Genomic DNA, 18721 nt, shown 5'->3' on the forward strand with positions numbered 1-18721 from the left:
GGCACCGGATGGACGCGAACACGGCAGCCCGTGCTCTGCGAGCCGGCCAGCCGGAGCGTGATAGATCAGCGGAACTGCCCAATCTCGGTGACGAACAGAGACCAGGCGCGCACCCCGACGGATACCGACGGACGGGTGAGGTCTTTGGAGTCGCGAACGAGAGCGTTGTTGCGGCCGGCCGCAACCTCCACGCACGCGTCAAGGTCTTCGCTGCAGTACGAGCTGCGTTGCCATGCGCCCTGATGCTGCCCGTGCATGTGGATCGTCTCCTTCGGTTGCTCGTCCCGCTCCGTGCGGGCCAGCCCAGTCTAGGAGCGCGAAGCTGTCGGAAGCCGGGGATTGGCGCAACGGACCTACGGGCATGCCGCAGCCATGACAGAGAGATCAACGGCGTGGGATGGCGGAGCATGGACGACCGCACAGATGGACGCGTATGAGTCCGCCTACAGCCTCATGTCGGCGCTCGTGGCCGCGTACAGCGCACTGCTCGGTCGGATCCACGACGACGCAGCGGAGACCGAGCGGTTGGAAGGCGCATTGGTGGCGACCGCCCTCGAACAACAGAACCTGACGGCAGCGGACACCGACCGGATTGAGGAGATCACTCGTACCTATCCGGCCATCATCGACACCATCCGCGAGCGTGAGCAGTGACGGACGAGCAACGGCCCCGACTGCTGACGGATGAAGAGCTGCGGCGCATCTTCGAAAGGCGTGTCCGACCGGTCATCGACCGGCCCGCGCAAGAGGAGCCGCGCATCCTGATTCTGGGTGGCACGCAAGGATCCCGCAAGACAACCTTGGCGCCCCTGGTCGCGCAGCAGTTGGGCATGAATGACCCGGTCATTTTCGACGGTGACACACACTATGCGTTTCACCCGAGGTTCGAGGAGCTAGCCCGCGAGCACGGAGCGCCCGACGCTCGGAAGTCGTGTCTTGCGGATGTCACCGAGCTGCGGCGAATGATGAAGGAACACATCCGCGATCAGCGCTCGCACATCGTGCTTGTCGGACCGTGGACACGCTTCGAGTTCGCGGCGACCGAAGTCAAGTTCTTCGCGGAACGCGGCTATGCCGCCGAGGCCGCGTACACCGCGATGCATCCCGCTCGGTCCCAGCTGGGTGTTGCCCACCGGCACTATCGGGCCGAGCAGACGGGAACGCTGCATCATGTGTTCACGACGACACCCGACTTCCAGAAGCAGGCATTTGCCAACGTTCCGCAGGCGATCGAGGACGCCAGACAGCATGTGCGGGCGGTGCACGTGGTGGACACCGGCGGTGTTGCCTACAGCACGGTTCGGCAGACCGACGGGAGTTGGAGGCCGGCACGTGACCCGCGCGAAGTCGTCGAGGAGATCCGCTACCGGCCGTGGGACGCTGCGACCCGAGCCGACTTCCTGTCGAGGCGAGCCGCCATCGAGGGTGTGACTGAGACGGACTGGCCTGAGCGACTCAGGGTGATTGACGAGCTAGCCGCTCCGATGCTCGAAGGGCACGGGCCCAGCGCCGGCATGGATGGGCAGGATGCCCTGCGGGTCGCACGGCTTGCCTTTCCAGGCGGTGCAGGCGAGGCCACACGCGAGAGCGCGCGGAGCGGGTCAGGATCGGGGCAGGAGTCTTCCGGCCCGCACCGCTCGCATGATTCGAGCATGGGGCGATAGAACCCAGTCCCGCCACGAGATGGGGCCCACCGAAACCGGTGGGCCCCATCTCGTGTGCTGCGTGACTACTGCACGGACGGTGCGGGTTGCATCGGAGGGGTGGCCGGTGCCGCGGTCGCCTGCGCAGGCACGGCGACGGTTTCGGTCGGAGTCGAGTTGTTCCGCTCGGCGCGCGCACGTGACGTGCGAGGGCGACCAGATGCCTTGGTCGACGGCTCCTTGAACCCGAGCCTCTTGAGTTCGGCGGCCGTCCACCCGGCGGCAAGCATGGCTGCCCAGGTGCGAGCCGATTCACGCTCACGTTCCGCGAGCGCCTCCCTTGCGGCTTGCTCAGCGTCCACGTTCTTCTTGTGCGCCTCGACGGCGGAGAGCCGGTCTCGCATGAGCTGTTCGGCCGCTTTGAGGGTGTCATCCATGGAGGGCAAGTTCGTCATGCCCCGCAGCGTACAGAGGCGTTGTGCCGCGAGCCACCACACAGCCACCGCCAACGCCAGGGTGCCCGGGGCGAGATCGCCGCCATCCGTCTCGCACAAGCGCAATTCGAATGCGCCACGCGCCCGCCCCGTCGCATGCGGCCCTAGAAGCCCCGCACCCCAGCCGAAGACAGAGCAAGCTAGACGATCAGATATCTGATCGAGCTTGGCAGTCGCCTTTCGGCGGCGACTGCTGCCACACTGTGGTGTGGATCCCCGTGCCGGGGTCGCTTCGCTGGAGAGAGGGGCAGGAGTGGGAGAGCCGAGGACGCCGCGCCGCCCGGTCCCTCCGGGGGGCCGCAACAAGCGGGAGGCCGGCGGCCGCAAGCACAGCGCGTATGTGCGGATGAGCGATGCCGAGTTCACGGTTGTCCAGGCCCGTGCCATCGCACTGGGGATCAGCGTTCCCCGCACCCTCATCGAAGCCGCGATTGGCGTCCCCCCACTGACGCGCCGGCAGCGCGAGGTTCTGCACCAGGAGCTCACCGGCGTGAAACTTCTGCTCGGCAATCTGACGAACAACGTGAACCAGATTGCACGGGCGCTGAACAGCGGGGCCGACGTGCCGGATCAGCAGATCCGGACGGTGCTTGACCGTGCCGCCGCGGCGGCCGCGCGGGTCGAGGAGGTCGCGGAGGTGTACCGCACCTCATGATGCCGAACATCACGCGTGGCGAGGACGCGCCGGGACTCATCCGCTACCTGTTCGGGCCAGGTGAGGCCAACGAGCACACCAACCAACGGATGATTGCCTCCTCAGCTGACATCGTCGGAATCGGAGGACCGTACTTCGACGAGGATCCGCGACAGCTCAAGCAGCTCGCCGACGAGTTCGATGCCCCGCTGGTCATGTTCGGAACGACGGTGCCCGACGGGCATGTGTGGCACTGCTCGTTTTCCCTGCCCCCCGAGGACGGGCAACTGACGGATGAGCAGTGGGCGGACGTGGCACGCCGTTTCGTACGCGACATGGGATTTGACGACGACAGCGGCAAGGCACCATGCCGTTGGTTGGCCGTCCACCACGGGCTCAGCGTGAACGGCAACGACCACATCCACCTCATGGTGAATCTGGTCCGGACGGACGGCACCAAGGCCGACGTATGGCGGGACCGGCCGCGATCTCAGGACGTCTGCGCACGGCTAGAGCAGGACATGGGGTTGCGGATCGTCGAAGGCCGCGCGAACGGCCGCACCATGCCCGGAATCAAACGCGGTGAGCAGGAGGCCGGGCAGCGTCGGGGCCAACCGGAGCCGGCCCGCCTCACGCTCGCCCGCCGGGTGCGGGCGGCCGCGGCAACGGCCACGAGCGAAGCGGAGTTCGTCCACAATCTGCGGGCGTCGGGAGTGCGGGCCCGTCCCCGGTACGCGGCCGGCGGCCGTGACGAAGTGATGGGCTACTCGGTTGCCCTGCACCCGGACGGCAACGACTCGCCCGTCTGGTACGGCGGCCTCAAGCTCGGTCGGGATCTCACGCTTCCGAAACTGCGACAGCAATGGCCGGACAGCGATCCCGCCGAGGCGGTAGCCGCGTGGGCGACCGGCAGCATGCGCGGCGGGCGCATGACGAACGCGTTGCTACGTGATGAGGCGGCGTGGGAGATCGCGGCCCAGCAGATCCAGCAAGTACGCGAGCAACTAGCGGCGGTCCCGGCCGGGGACGTCGTCCGCTGGGCGCAGACGGCGCACGAGGCTGCCGGCGTCCTGGCGGTGCTGAGCGCCCGTATGGAAGCACACCGGCCAGGCCCTCTGGCGCGGGCGGCCGATGTGCTGGCACGGTCGGCACAACGCACCTTGGAACACCGGGGCACCACCCTTGAGGGCAGTCCCGGCCAGTTGAAGGGAGCTGCCATGGCTGCTCGGTACTCGCGCGACTCGGCCGCAGGACAGGTGCTGTTCCTGCTCGCCCTGCGTAACACGCTGCGGGCCATCCACAACATGCACGCCGCGCGCCAGGAGCGCGACCAGGCGCAGCGCATCGAGAGCATTGCCCGCGGCGAGCTGCACCAGCTGCAGCAGGCCCGTGCGGCAATGCGTGACAGCCCGGGTGCCTTGCTGGACCCGGGGATTGACCACAGCCGCGGCACGGGGCCGGAGGGGCCCGAGCGTGATCCCGGGCGGGGCCGGTAGCGGCACGCTCGGCGACGGAAACGGGAGGGTTCATGAGCGAGTACTACGACCAAAACGCGAGCGAGGTGTATGCGTCCGGGTCGCAGCTGTCCAACGAGGTTGCGCGGCTGGTCATCCTGGTGGCGACGCTCGTTGCCGAGCGGATGGTTGAAGAGCGGCGCCGGCAGTACCGGGAGGCACAGCGGCAGGCCGAGGCCCGGGCCGAGATGCTCGCCGAGCGGCTGCGTGCCGAGCGGGCCGCCGTGCAGCCAGTTCTCCGGTCGGTGCACCAGGATCGGTTTTGGCGGGACGCGGACCCGAAGCGGCTCGGGCAGGCGTGGCAGGCCGCGAGCGAGTGGGCGGCCGGTGACCCGTATGCCGCGCACACCTTGGAGGTGCTGCGGGAGAACCTGCGGCAGCGGTTCGGCATCGACGCCCCGGTCTGGCCCATCGAGGGCGCAGAGCTGTCGCGCATCCTGACGGTGGCCGACCCGGCGTTCCGCAAGACCCTCCAAGACGCGCGCGAGTCCGCCGAGGCACGCGGGGGGAGGGCCTCGTATGCGGTCATCATCCGTGACCTGAACGATCCGACGCGGATCGTGTGGCGCAGTGCGCAGACGGTCGCGGCCGGGATGCCGGTGGATGAGGCGGCCGCGCGCGCGTATGAGCGCTGGAGTACCAGCCCCGAGGGAGCCGAGGCCGCCGACCGTCATAGTCAGTACCAGGTCGAGCTGATCGAGAACACCGGCAACCCGGTGTCCGCTCAGGTGCCCGCCTCCAGGCTGAGGGGTGATCGCGTCGGGGAGGTGTTGGCTGAGGCAGAGTCGTGGCGACGGGCCGTCGTCGCGGGCACCGAGCAGGCCAGCGACGACGAGCTGTTGTACGCCTTGATGGTCGAGGTCGGCGAGCTGAGTGAGGAGGAAGACCGGCGCCGGACGCGCCGTGCCGAGTACGCGGCCCGCCTGGACGATGCGACCCTGGACGAGCGGACTCGCGCCCGGCTGGTCGGGAACGTCGCGGCGATTGACGAGGGGCTGGTGACCCTGCGACGCCAGCAGGCGGACACGGCCTTGCGGCTCGCTGCCCACACGGCCTCGATGAACGGCGAGAACCCGCAGCATGTGCACGACGCCGCCCGGCTACGGGAGAACCTGGACCAGGGTTTTTGGGAGACGGCGAGCGCCGCCGAGATTGTCGGGGCGTTCGAGTACGTCGACACGTGGCAGGCGGGCCAGGCCAAGGAGGACGCACAGCGGTTCCTGCGCGAGCGGCTGGCCGATGTGCACGGCCTGACGGTTCCCCAGGACGTCACGCCGGACGGCATCGGCGCTCTGTTCGGTGGGCGCGACATGCCCGGCCCAGCCGCACGGATCCGCGCCCAGGGCGACGCCCTGCGGGTGCAGGCGCAGGCGTATTTCGAGCAGTCCTACGACCTGTTCAACCGGGCCGCCCGGCTGCAGGAGCAGGCGGAGACGTTCCCGGAGGGGCATCCGTCCCGGAACCGGTTCACCCAGCAGGCAGAGACGCTTAGCGCCGAGGCGTCGGCCGTTGGCGCGTACGGGCTCAGCCTGCACGATCAGGGGGTGTGGCTGAGCAGCCGCGAAGAGCGGGTGGCGAGGGCCGTGGGGAACGGTACGGGCGCCCAGGCGGCGGAGCAGTTGGCCGCCGACTTCGAGGAGCAGTGGGGCCGTCCCCTGGACTCTGTCCCGCACCGGTTCGCCGACATGCAGTCGGCCGCCGCGGAGCCGCAGGACTTCGCCAAGGCCGCGCGCACAGCCGCGGGGCCGCAGGACTCCGTCAGGGCCGCGGTCACGGCCGCGACGGTGCCCAGTCGGCGGGTCGTGATGTCGGTATCCGCCTACACGGTTTCCGCCGCCAGCGCAGACCTACAGGCCGGGGATGTGCCGGCAGATCTGGCGGTCAGGGGGGAGCCGCGCGACGCGGTGGAGCAACTTGCTGCCGAGTATGAGGCGCGGTGGGGCATCCCGCTGGACGCCGGGTCCCGGCAGCAGCTTGCTGATGCCATGGAGTACGTGACGACGTCTGACGTCGCACCGAAGGAGATCAACGTCATCACAGGCGAGCTCGTGACTCAGTCCGACCAGGCCCGCAACAACGTGGTCCGGGCTGCTGAGGCGGTGGTCTCCACGCAGTTCGGCTCCGCTTCGATGCTGCAACGGAAGCTAGGTGTCGGGTTCGCCGAAGCGAGCGACCTGATGGACCAGTTGGAGGAGCTGAACATCGTCGGCCCCCGTGACGGGCGCAAGGCCCGCGAGGTTCTCGTGGAGACGGGTGCGCTGCCTGAGCTTCTGGAGCAGCTGGAGAGCAGCGCTCGTGCCGGCGTGGGTTTGGCTCGTGAGGAGCCAGAGCCTGCGGCGCGAACGGAGACGTCCATTCCGGTGCAGGACGCCCGCGAGGAGTCAGCGACCGACCGAGACGGTGACGCCGGGGACGGCCCGGAGGGACTGCGCTACGCGGAGCGCCAGGAGGAGGCTGAGCGGGCCCTGAGTGTGTTGGGCGATGACGAGGCCGCAGGGGCGGTTCTGGTGGCCGCTCAGGCGTTCCCGGAGAGTCCGGAGGCGGCCACGGCCGTTCCGGCCGCCAGCAGCCGCAGCACGGGCGTTGCGGGCGGTGCTGGCCGGGAGCGGAAGCCCGGAGTAGAGCTGTAGCAGAACGGCGGGAGGGGGGTGGGTCGCGTGTGCACGCGAACCACCCCCCTCCCGCCGTATTGGTGGTGGGTCAGGTCTCGTCGGGCGGGCTGCTCGGTTCGGCGCTGAAGGCCGGTGAGAGCCACAGGGCGGGATTGGCCGGGGTGGTGGGCAGGGGCGGGTAGGGGCGCGTGGTGTGGCCGTCCTTGCTGCAGGCGGCGAACGGCCCGTTGTCCGGGTCGAGCAGCACGCGCATGTGCGGGTCACAGTGGTGCAGGAACCAGGTGCTCAGGCCAAGGGCGGGATCGTGGCGTAGGTTCTCCCACGCACGCCACACGGCCGCGAGTCGCTGCAAGGCCTCTTCGTGGCGCCACCACTCCGGGCACCAGGTGGCCGTGGAGCCGTTGAGCTTGCGGCGGATGGTGGGTGCCAGGTAGTCGGTGACGAATTCCTCGACGTTCTTGAAGACGAGCGGCGGCGGCTTCTTCTTCTCCTTGGTTCGCTTGCCCTTCTTCTTCGTGCCCCGCTTGCCGGCGTCTGGCGGCTCCTCCGCGACGCCGGGTGCGGGGGCGTCGTCCCACTCGTCGACGATGTATGTCACTTCACGGTCCCGGGGTCGTACTTGCGCAGGGAGGCCTCCACCTTGTCCTTCCACTCGTACTCCCACCAGGGCTTCGTTTCGACGAGCGTGGTGCGGGTCTGCGAGGCGAACACGACCGCGCGGCCGAAGGGCACCGACGTCAGGTCGGCGGCATCGATGATCTCCTCCGGGCGGCTGCTCGTGGTCGTGGACACGTTGGAGGCCAGGGGGTTGCCTGATTTGCCGCCGGGTTGCCGGGACTGTGAGTAGGTCAGCGGCTCGAACTTGCCGACCATGGCGGAGATCCGGGCAAAGAACCGGTCGTCGCGGCCGCCGCCGCCGTAGCTGGTGACGTTGGCCGTGGACCAGAGCTTTTCCATGCCGTGTTCACCCCAGACGGTCACGCCCTGGGCCCAGCTCTGCAGGATGGTCATCAAGTTGATGCCGCGCGAGCCGTAGTGGGAGTAGATGTCGGGGAGTTCGGGCCATTTGCAGATGTTGGCGGCTTCGTCGAGGACCCCCATGAGGGGGCGGGACAGCCGGCCTTGCGGAGAGCGCATGGCGAGGTGTTCGGCGGCCTCGCAGATGGCCACGGTCAGTGCGGTGACCAGAGCGCCGGCGCTGCCCTTGCCCTCGCGGGAGACGAGATACAGGGTGTCGGAGCTGCGTACGTAGTCCTCGGGGCTGAACGCCCGGCGCTTGGCGAGCTCGCCCGGGGCTGCGGGGGTCACCCACCGGGTCACCTTGGGATCGCGCAGGCACGCCACGTTCTTGATGGCAGTTCCGTAGACGCCGGAGCGCTGTTTGTCGGCCGCGTTGAGGACGCCGTTGAGGCTGTCGGCGGCCGCCTGGTAGTCGGGGCCGGCTTCCTCGAGGATCCGGGCGGGCTCGTCGTCGCGCTGGGAGGCCAGCCACCGGTACACCTGAGTGATGGGCCGGTTGTCGAGTTTCGCGGCCATCAGCATGTTCGCCACCAGCTCTTCGCCCGCCGGGTCGAAATAGGCGTCCGTCTGGGCGTTGGGGCCGCGGGTGTCCGCGGCGAAGAGGGAGGCGAGGCGGGCCGCCTGCGTGACGTCGGTGACGTAGGTCAGGGGGTCCCAGTACCAGGTGGGTTCCTCGTCAAGGAGCCCTTGGAAGTCGGCCACCCACACGGTCCCGAACTCCTCGCGGGGGCCGCGGGTCGCGTCGACGAGGTCGCGGCGATTGGTGGTGCACAGCACGGGGGCCCGGCCGTGGGTCATGACGGTCGGAATGGCGAGCATGGTCGTCTTGCCGGTCCGGGTGCCCCACAGGGCCAGGTAGGTGTCTTCCGCGCTGCCGTACAGGGGGCGGCGGCCGATCACGGCGCGGCCGAGGTAGACGCCGGGCGCGACGTCGTCGGCGACGCCGAGCCGCTTCGCCTTCTCCCTGACCGTCCGCTCGCTGATCTTGTCGAGGTCGGTGCCCTTGCCCATGTAGCGGGCGGCCGCGTCGATCGGCTTGCGGCGGGCCCGGGCCCGCCGCACGACGCGGAAGACCAGCGCGGCGGCGGCGACCAGGGCGACGAGTTCGACGACCAGGACGGCGGTCGCCCAGGCGCCGGGCCACCGGTAGGCGCCGGAGGCCAGTTGGAAGAGCACGGCGAACGGGTTGGAGGGCGGGGCAGCAGTGCCCGCCAGGGCCGCGCCGGCCGCCGCCGAGGTCCACGTGACGGCGACGGCGAGCAGGATGAGCGAGCAGACGCCGACCAGGAGGGGGCCGCTGAGGTCCTGGCCGGGCCCGCGCCGCTTCGAGGTCGCGCTCACGCGGTCCACCGCCGGTTGGTGTTGTTGATGTCGAGTTCGCTGGGGGTCAGGTCGACGTGGATCGGGATGCCCGGGCGGCCACCGACCTTGATCAAGAAGTTGCCGCGGCCGGGCGGTTCGGCTTTGGTGTCCCAGCCGGGCGGTGTCGACCAGCCGGTGACCATCTGCTGTTCGGCGCGGGTCATGTCGACGACCTGGGTGAGGCGGGGCATTTCGTCGCGGGGCAGGCCCGCGCAGATGACCATTCCGGAGCGCTCGACGAACCCGCCGGCCTTGAGGCGTTCTTCCTCGGTGGGCAGGGCCAGGAGGTCTTTCATGGTGTGGGTGACCATGACCGTTCCCACGCCCCTTTGCCGGTTGAGGCGGGTCAGCGCGTCCACGCGGTTGACCAGGCCGCGGCCGGCCCGCAGCACGCGCCACAGCTCATCCAGGACGAGGAGGTAGTGCCGGCGGGGTTCAAGGCCTGCGTCGGCGAGGGCCTGCGCGGCCGAGATCGCGCCGAACCCGTAGCTCCAGCAGGTCAACAGGGCGGCCGCCTGCAGGAGTTCCTCACTGTCGTCGATGCCGGAGATGTCGAAGCAGACCGGCCGGTCCAGGCGCATGGGTTCGCTGGTGGGGCGGCTGAAGGTCTCCCCCAGCCGTCCCGCGCCGAGCAAGGCGGTCAGGGAGGATTCCAGGGCTTCGGTGATGTCGCGGTAGCGGTCGAGGTCGCCGCGGTCGAGGGCGACCGCGCGGACCCGGTCGGGAGCGTCCTTGATGACCTTGACCAGGTCCCCGAGGACGGGAATGCCCTGGTGGCGCTCGTCGAGCACGCTCAGCGCTTCCGCCAGGATGGTTTCCTCCCGGTCGGTGGGCGGTGTCGAGCGCAGGAGCGTGATGAGCGCGGAGACCGCGTTGAGGCGGCGGCCGTGGGCGTCCGCCTGCAGGGCCCGCCGGGCATCTCCGGTAAGCCGGGCGGCCGTGGCCGCGCTCTCGCCCGGGTCGAGGACGTTGAGGTAACCGCGGCCGCGGCCCAGGGCGATGACCTGCCCGCCCAACGCCCTGATCAGGTCGACGTAATCCGGCTTGAGGTCCCCGAAGATCATCGGGAGGGTGCCGAAGCCGGCCAGGCCCAGGGCCATGCGCCGCACGACGGTGGACTTGCCCAGGCCAGGCTGACCGAGAACGAACGTGCTCGGGTTGTGGATCAGGCCCGCCCGCATGAACCAGGAGATCGGGTCACAGCAGACGGTGGAGCCGGTCAGGATGCTGCGGCCCAGCGGCACCCCGATCATCGGGGTGCCGGAGCCGGCCACGTAGGGCCACAGGCCGCACACCTGGACGGTGGTCCCCCGCCATTCCGGGGCCGGCTGGACGAGGCGTTGGGCGCCGCCACCGGGCCCGGCCCAGCCGCGCAGGCCGGGCCGTCGAACGCGGGGGGCGGAGGGCTGGGAGGCCACGCTGTGGGTCCTTTCCGTCGCGGTCAGAGGTTGTCGCGGATGTAGGCGGGCACCAGCAGATGCGCGGGCAGCACCAGCCCGATGGGGAGCGCGGCGGCGAATGCGGAGGCCTGCGAGCCGCAGACCGGCCGCAGTTGGATCCGGGCCCGCGGCGCCAGGTCGTCGATGGCGGCCAGGGCAACGGGCAGGTCTTCGTAGCGGGCCACTGTGGCGGTCACGGCGAGCGCGAACCGGGTGACACCTGCCCCCTTGGCTTCCTCCTGCGCGGACTGCTCGGCCGCGCGCAGGTCGGCGGCCATGCGGGCCTGTCCGGTCCTGGACTGGTTGATGCGGAACTTGGCGTCGAGCTTGTCCTGTTCGACGATCTTCGCTGCCTGCGCGGGATCGTGCGGCCGGTAGTAGATCGTCACCCGCTTGCGGGCGATGTCCTCGCTCGGTCCCAGGAGCCCGCTGAGGACCTTGGAGAAAACCTCACCGCGCGGGGCCTCGGACATCTGCCAGGTGACCGACACACCGGTGTCGTGCCGGTAGTAGTCCCAGGCTTCCTGTGAGCTGGAGGGGCCCGCGTCGCTCCACTGCAGGCCGCTGCCGCCCGTGGAGCGGGCCTCTTCCACGAGGGTGGCCACCGCCGGGTCGTAGGCGATGCGGACGGCTTCGGCGAGCTCCACGGCGGTCATCGGCCGGGACGTGCCCGCCCCGGTGGAGGCCAGGGAGTCCGTCAGGTGGGGCAGCCGGTTGCCGAGCATGACGGCCATCTCGCCGGCGTCCTTGCGGTCGTGGCCGCCGCGGGCCGCACCGGAGTAGGTCAGCGCCAGGCGGGTGCTGATCTGCGCGGACCCGGCCGGGTACTGGGTGAGGACCTCGCCGAGCATCTGCCGCGCCAGCGCGGGGGCGTCGTCGTGCAGGTTGCTGGTCACCTCGTGGGCGAGGCGGATCCCGGAGTCCGGGGCCGTCTCCACCGTCACACTGGCGCCGACCAGGCCCGGTTCGTGGGCGAGGCGGGCCAGCCAGGCGCCCCAGTGGGCCACCCATTGATCCACCTGTTCCTGGTCGACGAGGGAGGCGCCGTCGGCCTCGCACTCCAGGACCACCACGTGATGGCTGGTGGAGGGGTAGCTGAGCAGGGCGAACGGGCGGCCGTAGGCGTCCTGGGCCTCGATCAGGGTGGAGGCGGCCGCCAGGCCCGGCAGGGTGCAGGTGCCGTGTCCGGTGCGGCCCAGCGGGCCCGACCGGTACAGGTGAGAGCCGGTCTTGACGGTGCGTCGCCAAGACCATCGGGCATGCATGCGAGACAACGCGGTCCTTCCGTGCCGGTCGCGGATGGTCAACGGGGTCAGGACGAGCACCAGGACCCCCGCCACGGCCAGCGCCAGCAGGAGACTGACCAGCGTCATCACGACGATGACCAGCAGGCCGGCGATGAGCAGGACGGTGGCGCCGAGGGACAGCCGGCCCAGGCCGCCGCGTTGCGGCACACGCCAGTTGCCGTATGTCGGTTCTGCGGGGGTGTCAGCGGTTGCTGCCACGGGGACCTCCCTCCGTGCTGTCGGTGGCGGGACGTTGCGGGATCACCTGGGTGCCGCCGTGAGGGCGGGCACTTCCGCCCTGCGGGCCGCCCGGCTGCGGGGTGCCGTTGTGCGAAGGGGCGTCGGCGGGCGGCGATCCCGCGGGCGGCGACCCTCCGGGCGAGGATCCTCCGGACGGAGACGCAGGAGGCGGCTGAGAGCCACCACCGGGCGGGGGACCACCGCCCGGGTTGCGGGAGCCGGAGGCGCCTACGGCTCCCTTGCCGGCGGCTGAGGTCACGGTGGAGGCCGCGGTGGAGGCCCCGCCGGTTTTGAGGGCCACGGCGCCGGTTGCCACGGCGGCGGCACCGCCGATGACCGAGCCCCCCGAGCCCTGCCGTCCCTGCGCAACCTGGTCGACGAGGGGGGAGGCGATCCGCATGAGGGCGGGCAGGGTGAGCGCCGCCAGGAGGAGAAGGACCACCCCGGCCAGCTGTACCGTCAGGTTCTCTCCGTCTGCTTTGTCGTTGCCCTGCGTGATGCTGGAGAAAGCGGCGGCGTACACGATGGCGGCGACCGGCTTGTACAGGATGAAGGCGATCAGCCAGGAAGAGGTCTTCTTCCACCAGGTCTTGCCGGTGACGGTTCCGGAGGCAGCCGCCGACAGCGGCAGCGTGGAGACCAGGACGATCAACATCGCGTTGCGGGCCAGCATGAAACCGATCTGCGCGATGCTGCCGACGATCAGCAGCAGGGCGAACACGAAGGCCAGGCCCAGCAGTTCGGGTTTCGTCGAGGTGGTCAGCAGACTGTAGTTCACGAGCTTCTCGGTGAAGGCCTGCGTGCACGCTTTGGTGGGCGTATCGCCCCCGCCGCAGTGGGTCGACTCGTTGACGATCCACACCGCGAATGCGTCGCCGCCCGCGAGGAGCAGGTTGGCGCCGGTGACATAGGCGCTGCCCGAGGCCACCACCTTCAGCAGGGCTATGGCCGCCTCTCTGGCGGGCTCGGTGCGCTGCGTCCATGCCATGTGGCCCGCCGCGAGGAGCAGGGCCAGGACGGACGCCCAGATGGTGAGCCACTGAGTGTGGGCGAACATGAACGCCACGGGTCCGCCGCTGGTGCTCAGCTGGGGAGAGTCCATGCCCAGCCAGCCGGTGGCCACGGTCTTGATCAGGCTGGCGGCCGCGGAGGTGAACGAGTGCACGATTTGAGACCAGGCGCTGCCCGCGACGCTGTCCACAGCGCCGGAAGCAGCGTCGCCGACCGCGCCCTTGCCCTTGCAGGCCACCCACAGGATCGGGTCGGCAGCGGTGTCGCAGATCCCCATCAGACACCGCCCCAGGCCGCAAAACCCTCGGATGAGGTCACGATGCGCTGCTGACCGGTCTTGGACACCTCGTACTGCCAGTCGCCGTCATGCCAGCGCAGCACCGCGGTGTTCAGCCGCAGCGCCCCGTCACTGAACCGGGTCAGCAGCTCGATCACGGCGGTGTCCGCGCTGTAGGTGACGAAGCGGAACCCGCTGAACTGTCCCAGCTCGCCCGGGGCGGGGTCGGGCAGCGGCGACGACTTGAACTGTTTACGCAGAGAGGCGAGCTGCGCCGCCTTCGCGTCCCCGTAGGTCTGACGCTGCCACACGTCCTGCCAGTTGCGGGCGAGCATCGAGCGGATGCTGATCTGTGAGGCAGCGATCAGGGCCCCGGTGGGGGTGTGCGCGAAGCAGTGCGTCAGGTCGCCGTCGGCGGCGGCCGGGCCCGCGCTCTTCGACGTGGGCAGGGCCACCGTGCGGAACAGGCCCCAGGTCACGCCCTGCGGCGCGGCCGTGGGCACCGTGGTGTCCGTGTCGGCCAGCGCCGGGCAGCCCCCCGCCGCGGCGGAAGCCGAGGGCGTCGAGGCGGCCGACGCCGAGGGAGCCGGCGACTTGCTGCCGTTGGCGCTGGAGTTGTCGCGGGTGGTGAAGACGACCAGCAGACCGAGCAGGACCACCACGATCAGGAAGGCCGCGGAGACGATGAACCACCGCTGTTGGAACGGGCTCGCGGGCGCCTCGGGGCCGCGGCCGTCGGTCGGTGCAGACATGACACTCCCTGTCGGGTCGGCGGGATCAGGTGAGCGCGGTCACGATGGCGGAGGCCGAGCCGAGGAGCACACACGCGGCCATGACCTTGCCGAGACCGGTCATGGCCTCATAGCCCTCGCCCTGCCGGTAGGCGACAGCCATACGGCCCGCGACGATCATCACGCCGAGAACGCACACCGACGTCACACCCCAGGCGATCCAGTTCATGACCTGCACGAACTTCTGGGATCCGGGCGGGGCAACGGGATTGGGGGCCGGCGGGTCGCCAGCCAGGATGAAGTGGTGGGCCATGTCCGTGGACGCGGCGAGCAGGTCAACCATGGTGGAGTCTCCCCGTGGGATTCGAGCGGTCTGCCAACTCGCGCTGAAGGGATGCGAGCTGACGGGGCAGGTGGGCGGCGGGCGGTTCGCCGAGTCGCCAGGCGTCCAACCACGGCACCGACCAGGTGCGCGGGTAGCCGCCGCTGACGAGCTTGGCGAGGTCTTTGAGAGGGCGGGGCAGCGAGCCGGGGGCGTCCGCCACGACGACCAGGCCGAGCAGCTCGACGCCGGGCACCGCGCCCGAGGCCCACTGACGGGCCGCCGTCTGAGCGGCCGTCAGGCCCGAGACGTGCGAGCGGCACACCAGGACGACGGGACACCGCCACCCGGCAACCGCGGCCGGCCAGGCCCGGTTCGCGTCGTAGCCGCCGGGCAAGGCCTGCTGCAGCGTGGTCACGCCCGCGCCGCCGTGGCAGCCGAGCCAGGCCCAACCCCCCTGCGGGGGCGTCCCCGTGGGAGCGATCGGCAGGCCCTGCGGCGGCTGCGGAACGGACCCGGGCTGCGGACGAAGCGGGACAGCATAATCGTTTGCCGGAGCAACCGGATGCACGGTAGGCACACTTTGAACGTCTGAACGCGGCTGAGTCAGCCACGGGTTGGGCGCATCACCCGCCACACCACTCCCCCTTTTCGCTTCACGATGTGCGAACAGTCTAGACCGAGTCCTATGTATCGTTGCAAGATGTTACGTAACGTCAACGCATCGCATTTATCAACGCGTTGACGTTGTTTCGGCACGATGGGGTAGAGGGGGATACGTGTGGCTAGGATTCGCCAGCATGACGGAGCGCGAATCAGAGACGCCCTTGGCAAACTATCCGGCGGTACTGACAGCCGCGGAGGTCGCCGAGATCTTCAGGCTGAGTCCGGTCAGCATCGCGCGCCGGGCCAAGAGCGGGCAGCTGAAGGCGTTCAGGGGAGCCACCGGGCCGCGCGCGCCCTGGAGGTTCGACAAACGCCGCATCGCCCTCGTACTGGAGGGGCGCCCGTCGGACGAGGCACTGCCCCCGCTTCTGTCCGGCCACCCGGAGGTGCTCACCGCGCAGGAGGTCGGCGACGTCCTGCGCTACGACCCGACCACCGTGGCAGCGTTGGCGGCCGCGGGCAGACTCCCGGGCTTCAAGACCTCACCCCGCAGCCCCTGGAGATTCAGGCGGCAGACAATCAGCGCCCTGATAGAGGGAACGCCGCCCGGCGAGCCCGGGCAGCCGGCCGCACCGTGAGGCAGGCCCCGTGACCGGCAAGGGGACATGGGTCGTCACGGCGGCCGCCGGGGCACTGGGCACCCTGCTGGTGGGCATCAGCATGGTGGGCGGGGCCGTCGAGGACGACAACAAGGCCGCCTCATCGGTCGGCGGCGCACTCGACGCCTCCAAGGTGCCCGCGGCCTACGCCGATTGGATCGTCCAGGCGGGCCACGTCTGCGCGGGCGTGAGTGCGCCCCTGATCGCCGCCCAGATCTCGGCAGAGTCCAACTGGAACCCCAAAGCGGTCAGCCCGGTGGGGGCCCAGGGGTTGAGCCAGTTCATGCCCGGGACCTGGGCATCCTGGGGCGTGGATGCCGACAGCGACGGCCAGGCGGACCCCTTCACACCCGCCGACGCGATCATGACGCAGGCCCGGTACGACTGCTGGCTGATGGACAAGGTCACCAGCTACCAAGTCCAGGGCGATTCCACCCGGCTCATGCTCGCCGCCTACAACGCCGGCCCGGATGCCATCCGCCAGTACCGAGGCATTCCGCCGTACCCGGAGACGCAGCAGTACGTTGCGCGGATCATGGAGCGGCTCGCGCTCTACAGCAAGAATGACGGCACCGCCGACATGTCCGGGGCGTTCGGCCAGCGGGTCGCGGCCCAGGCCAAACGGTGGCTCGGCACCCCCTACTCGTGGGGCGGCGGCAGCACCAGCGGCCCGACCGCGGGCATCGCGCAAGGTGCGCTGACCGTCGGGTTCGACTGCAGTGCGCTCGTCCAGTACGCCGTGTACCAGGCATCCGGCGGCACGATCACCCTGCCCCGCACCAGCCAGGCCCAGGCCACCGTGGGCAAAGCCGTCCCACGGAGCGCCGCCCAGATCGGCGACCTGGTCGCGTTCCAGCTCGACGGCACGAGCTACGACCACATCGGCATCTATCTCGGCAACGGCCAGTTCGTGCATGCGCCGCGCACCGGAGACGTCGTCAAGATCTCAAATCTCGACGAATACCCCTACTCCGACAGCACCATGACCATTCGGAGGATCGGTGAATAGCACCGCAACCAGGCCCCGCACGGCGCAGGCCGCCGCAGCCGCCGTACTCGTGGCCATCCTGGCCACCGGCTGCGGCGCGTTCAGCGACGGCACCAGCACCGACCAGGCCCCGCCCAAAGCGCCCACGCCCAGCGGCCCCGGCCCCTACCCAACCCCCCGCGGCGCGAGCGAGGCGGCACCACTGCCCAGCGGATCCGCCGGGCAGCCCAAGGGCGGCATCCCCTCCCCCGCCGACGTCAACGGCCGCGACGCCACCGCCGTCAGCAAGGCCGCCTTGACCGCTCTGACGACGTACGACACCACGATTGACACCAGCCGTGACGACGCGGGCCGGCGCACGGCCGCCGCGGGATGGTGCACCGCCACCTACGCCGCGCAGCTGCGCGCGGCGGTCTCCCGCTCCCAGCCCGGCGCCGACTGGCAGACCTGGACCACGCACAAGGCCTTCACGGTCCCCCGGCTCACCGAGGCCGAAGACGCCGGAGGGCCCGACGACACCGACACCGCCGCCTACCGGCGATGGACCATCACCCTGACCCCCACCGGCCGGGACGGCTGGAAGGGCAGCCCCCAGACGCTCACCGCGTACGCGGAACTGACCCGCTCCACCGCATCGGCGCCCTGGCGGCTGAACACCGTCACGTTCCAGTGAGGAGGCACGACACGGCGATGACCAGCACCGCACCCGTGCCCGCATGGCCCCGCTACCGGCTCACCGCCGACCAGACCGGAGCCGTCACCGTCACCGGCCCCGCCGCCCGGACCGACCCCCACCCCGGCCGCGAACAGGCGGTCGCGGCGGTCGCGGCGATCGCCGCCCGCCTCACCCCGCCGCGGGCCGTCCTGGCGGACGCCGTCGACGTCGACGGCACCGTGTGGCCGCTGCTGATCAGCCCGGACGGCACCGTCCAGGAAGCAGGACCGTCCCGCCGCGCCAAACAGAAGAGGAAGCCCCGCGCAGACCGGAACCAGGCCGGACAGGCCAGCCCGGCGGCCAAGCTCCGCAGGACCAGAGGGAAGCCGACCGTGGCGCAGCCGGCCCCGCCCCCCGTCGTGCTCCCCCAGCAGGCATCCGCCCCGGTCCCCGCGCCCGAACCGTTCGTCATTCCCCTCGCGTCCGAACCGGCCGGCCGGGACGAGGCCACCACCCGCCTTGCCCGCAAGGCCCTCACCACCGACGAACCCACCACGCGCCTTGCCCGCGGTACGGCGGCCGCCGACGAGCGGACCGTGCACATGCGCGCCACCCGCCCCGCCGGACAGGTCGCCGACCGGCACGACCGGCCCACCGAGGAGGCACCTCCCCTCCGCCCGGCAGTACCGCCCCCACCCACCGCACCGGCCCAGCCGGACCCGCGGACGGCCGGCCGCATCCCCAGCGTGATGCGCATCCACGCTTTGGAGAGCGCCGGGCAGCTCGACGAGGCGCTCCAGATGGCCGCGGCCCTCGACGACGCCGCCGCCCGGGCCCACGGGCCCAGCCACCGCGACGCTCTGGAGGCACGCGAGGTCCGCGCCCACCTCACCGCCCAGCGCGGCGACCTGCCGGCCGCCGTCGCCCTGTACCGCGACGTCGCCGAACGACGCGCCCTCCAGAACGACATGGAGGGCGCCAACGCCGCCGCAGGCCGGGCACACGCCCTGTGGCTGAAGATCACGGACCCGGTCCAGGCCCTGAAGACCGGCGAGACCATCGTCAGGATGCGCAACTCCATCCCCGGAGAGGGCGGCATCGCCTATCGCAAGGCCACCCAGCGACTCCAGCGGCTCCGCCAGGCAGCGACCGGGCCAGCGTCGCCGTAGGCCGGTGCCGACCTCAACACGAAGGGGTCCGGGACACACCGTGTGTCCCGGACCCCTTC

19 protein-coding genes are annotated in these 18721 nt (G+C 70.5%); 9 read left to right on the forward strand and 10 right to left on the reverse strand.

From position 1 onward, the window contains the following. Nucleotides 1–65 precede the first annotated feature (65 nt). Nucleotides 66–257, reverse strand: coding sequence for a DUF397 domain-containing protein (locus tag ACWC1K_RS47075; RefSeq protein ID WP_450839985.1), 192 nt, complete (start codon nucleotides 255–257; stop codon nucleotides 66–68). Between the two features lie 166 nt (nucleotides 258–423). Between ACWC1K_RS47075 and ACWC1K_RS47080 the strand changes: the two genes are divergently transcribed. Together ACWC1K_RS47080 and ACWC1K_RS47085 are read left to right on the forward strand one after the other, a co-directional pair. Beyond that, nucleotides 424–654 carry a hypothetical protein gene (locus ACWC1K_RS47080; protein WP_450839986.1) on the forward strand — a complete coding sequence of 77 codons (231 nt, stop codon included), beginning with the start codon at nucleotides 424–426 and terminating at the stop codon, nucleotides 652–654. Further along, nucleotides 651–1664 (forward strand): zeta toxin family protein, encoded by a 1014-nt coding sequence (locus ACWC1K_RS47085; protein ID WP_450839988.1) that lies wholly within the window; start codon nucleotides 651–653, stop codon nucleotides 1662–1664. Before ACWC1K_RS47080 ends, ACWC1K_RS47085 begins: the two co-directional genes overlap by 4 nt. A gap of 65 nt (nucleotides 1665–1729) precedes the next feature. On the opposite strand, the gene ACWC1K_RS47090 is transcribed toward ACWC1K_RS47085, so the two are convergent. Beyond that, complete coding sequence (locus ACWC1K_RS47090; RefSeq protein WP_450839990.1) at nucleotides 1730–2098, reverse strand: hypothetical protein; 369 nt, start codon at nucleotides 2096–2098, stop codon at nucleotides 1730–1732. Between the two features lie 385 nt (nucleotides 2099–2483). Here ACWC1K_RS47090 and ACWC1K_RS47095 point away from each other — a divergent pair, with 385 nt between their 5' ends. The 3 genes from ACWC1K_RS47095 to ACWC1K_RS47105 are packed head-to-tail and all read left to right on the forward strand — an operon-like array spanning nucleotide 2484 to nucleotide 6915. After that, complete coding sequence (locus ACWC1K_RS47095; protein ID WP_450839992.1) at nucleotides 2484–2792, forward strand: hypothetical protein; 309 nt, start codon at nucleotides 2484–2486, stop codon at nucleotides 2790–2792. Continuing rightward, a complete protein-coding gene (locus ACWC1K_RS47100) occupies nucleotides 2789–4267 on the forward strand; it encodes a relaxase/mobilization nuclease domain-containing protein (protein ID WP_450839993.1) in 1479 nt (492 codons plus the stop codon). Before ACWC1K_RS47095 ends, ACWC1K_RS47100 begins: the two co-directional genes overlap by 4 nt. Before the next feature lie 32 nt (nucleotides 4268–4299). Beyond that, nucleotides 4300–6915 (forward strand): DNA translocase FtsK, encoded by a 2616-nt coding sequence (locus ACWC1K_RS47105; RefSeq protein ID WP_450839995.1) that lies wholly within the window; start codon nucleotides 4300–4302, stop codon nucleotides 6913–6915. Nucleotides 6916–6985: 70 nt separating this feature from the next. On the opposite strand, the gene ACWC1K_RS47110 is transcribed toward ACWC1K_RS47105, so the two are convergent. Genes ACWC1K_RS47110 through ACWC1K_RS47145 form a run of 8 tightly spaced genes read right to left on the reverse strand, consistent with a single transcriptional unit; the run spans nucleotide 6986 to nucleotide 15222 of the window. Continuing rightward, on the reverse strand, nucleotides 6986–7495 hold the full coding sequence (locus tag ACWC1K_RS47110) for a DUF4913 domain-containing protein (protein WP_450839996.1): 510 nt from the start codon (nucleotides 7493–7495) through the stop codon (nucleotides 6986–6988). After that, nucleotides 7492–9258, reverse strand: a complete 1767-nt coding sequence (locus ACWC1K_RS47115; protein ID WP_450839998.1) for a type IV secretory system conjugative DNA transfer family protein — start codon at nucleotides 9256–9258, stop codon at nucleotides 7492–7494. The genes ACWC1K_RS47110 and ACWC1K_RS47115 overlap by 4 nt, the downstream gene beginning before the upstream one ends. Beyond that, a complete protein-coding gene (locus ACWC1K_RS47120; RefSeq protein ID WP_450840000.1) occupies nucleotides 9255–10697 on the reverse strand; it encodes an ATP/GTP-binding protein in 1443 nt (480 codons plus the stop codon). The genes ACWC1K_RS47115 and ACWC1K_RS47120 overlap by 4 nt, the downstream gene beginning before the upstream one ends. 23 nt (nucleotides 10698–10720) lie before the next feature. Next, nucleotides 10721–12223 (reverse strand): SCO6880 family protein, encoded by a 1503-nt coding sequence (locus ACWC1K_RS47125; protein ID WP_450840001.1) that lies wholly within the window; start codon nucleotides 12221–12223, stop codon nucleotides 10721–10723. Next, entirely contained in the window at nucleotides 12207–13532 is a 1326-nt protein-coding gene (locus tag ACWC1K_RS47130; RefSeq protein WP_450840003.1) for a proline-rich domain-containing protein, read from the reverse strand. The genes ACWC1K_RS47125 and ACWC1K_RS47130 overlap by 17 nt, the downstream gene beginning before the upstream one ends. Further along, a complete protein-coding gene (locus tag ACWC1K_RS47135; RefSeq protein ID WP_450840005.1) occupies nucleotides 13532–14284 on the reverse strand; it encodes a hypothetical protein in 753 nt (250 codons plus the stop codon). The genes ACWC1K_RS47130 and ACWC1K_RS47135 overlap by 1 nt, the downstream gene beginning before the upstream one ends. A gap of 25 nt (nucleotides 14285–14309) precedes the next feature. Next, the gene (locus tag ACWC1K_RS47140) at nucleotides 14310–14606 is read right to left on the reverse strand and encodes a hypothetical protein (protein ID WP_450840007.1); all 297 of its coding nucleotides are present in this window, start codon (nucleotides 14604–14606) and stop codon (nucleotides 14310–14312) included. Next, entirely contained in the window at nucleotides 14599–15222 is a 624-nt protein-coding gene (locus tag ACWC1K_RS47145; protein ID WP_450840008.1) for a DUF6668 family protein, read from the reverse strand. Before ACWC1K_RS47145 ends, ACWC1K_RS47140 begins: the two co-directional genes overlap by 8 nt. 163 nt (nucleotides 15223–15385) lie before the next feature. Between ACWC1K_RS47145 and ACWC1K_RS47150 the strand changes: the two genes are divergently transcribed. Genes ACWC1K_RS47150 through ACWC1K_RS47165 form a run of 4 tightly spaced genes read left to right on the forward strand, consistent with a single transcriptional unit; the run spans nucleotide 15386 to nucleotide 18662 of the window. Beyond that, nucleotides 15386–15829: a helix-turn-helix domain-containing protein gene (locus ACWC1K_RS47150; protein WP_450840009.1), complete on the forward strand. Its 444-nt coding sequence runs from the start codon at nucleotides 15386–15388 to the stop codon at nucleotides 15827–15829. A 10-nt stretch (nucleotides 15830–15839) separates the two neighbouring features. After that, nucleotides 15840–16859 carry an NlpC/P60 family protein gene (locus ACWC1K_RS47155; RefSeq protein ID WP_450840011.1) on the forward strand — a complete coding sequence of 340 codons (1020 nt, stop codon included), beginning with the start codon at nucleotides 15840–15842 and terminating at the stop codon, nucleotides 16857–16859. After that, complete coding sequence (locus ACWC1K_RS47160; protein WP_450840012.1) at nucleotides 16852–17511, forward strand: hypothetical protein; 660 nt, start codon at nucleotides 16852–16854, stop codon at nucleotides 17509–17511. Before ACWC1K_RS47155 ends, ACWC1K_RS47160 begins: the two co-directional genes overlap by 8 nt. Before the next feature lie 17 nt (nucleotides 17512–17528). Beyond that, complete coding sequence (locus ACWC1K_RS47165) at nucleotides 17529–18662, forward strand: hypothetical protein (RefSeq protein ID WP_450840013.1); 1134 nt, start codon at nucleotides 17529–17531, stop codon at nucleotides 18660–18662. Nucleotides 18663–18721 lie beyond the last annotated feature (59 nt).

The sequence above is a fragment of the Streptomyces sp. NPDC001492 genome, from assembly GCF_053597275.1.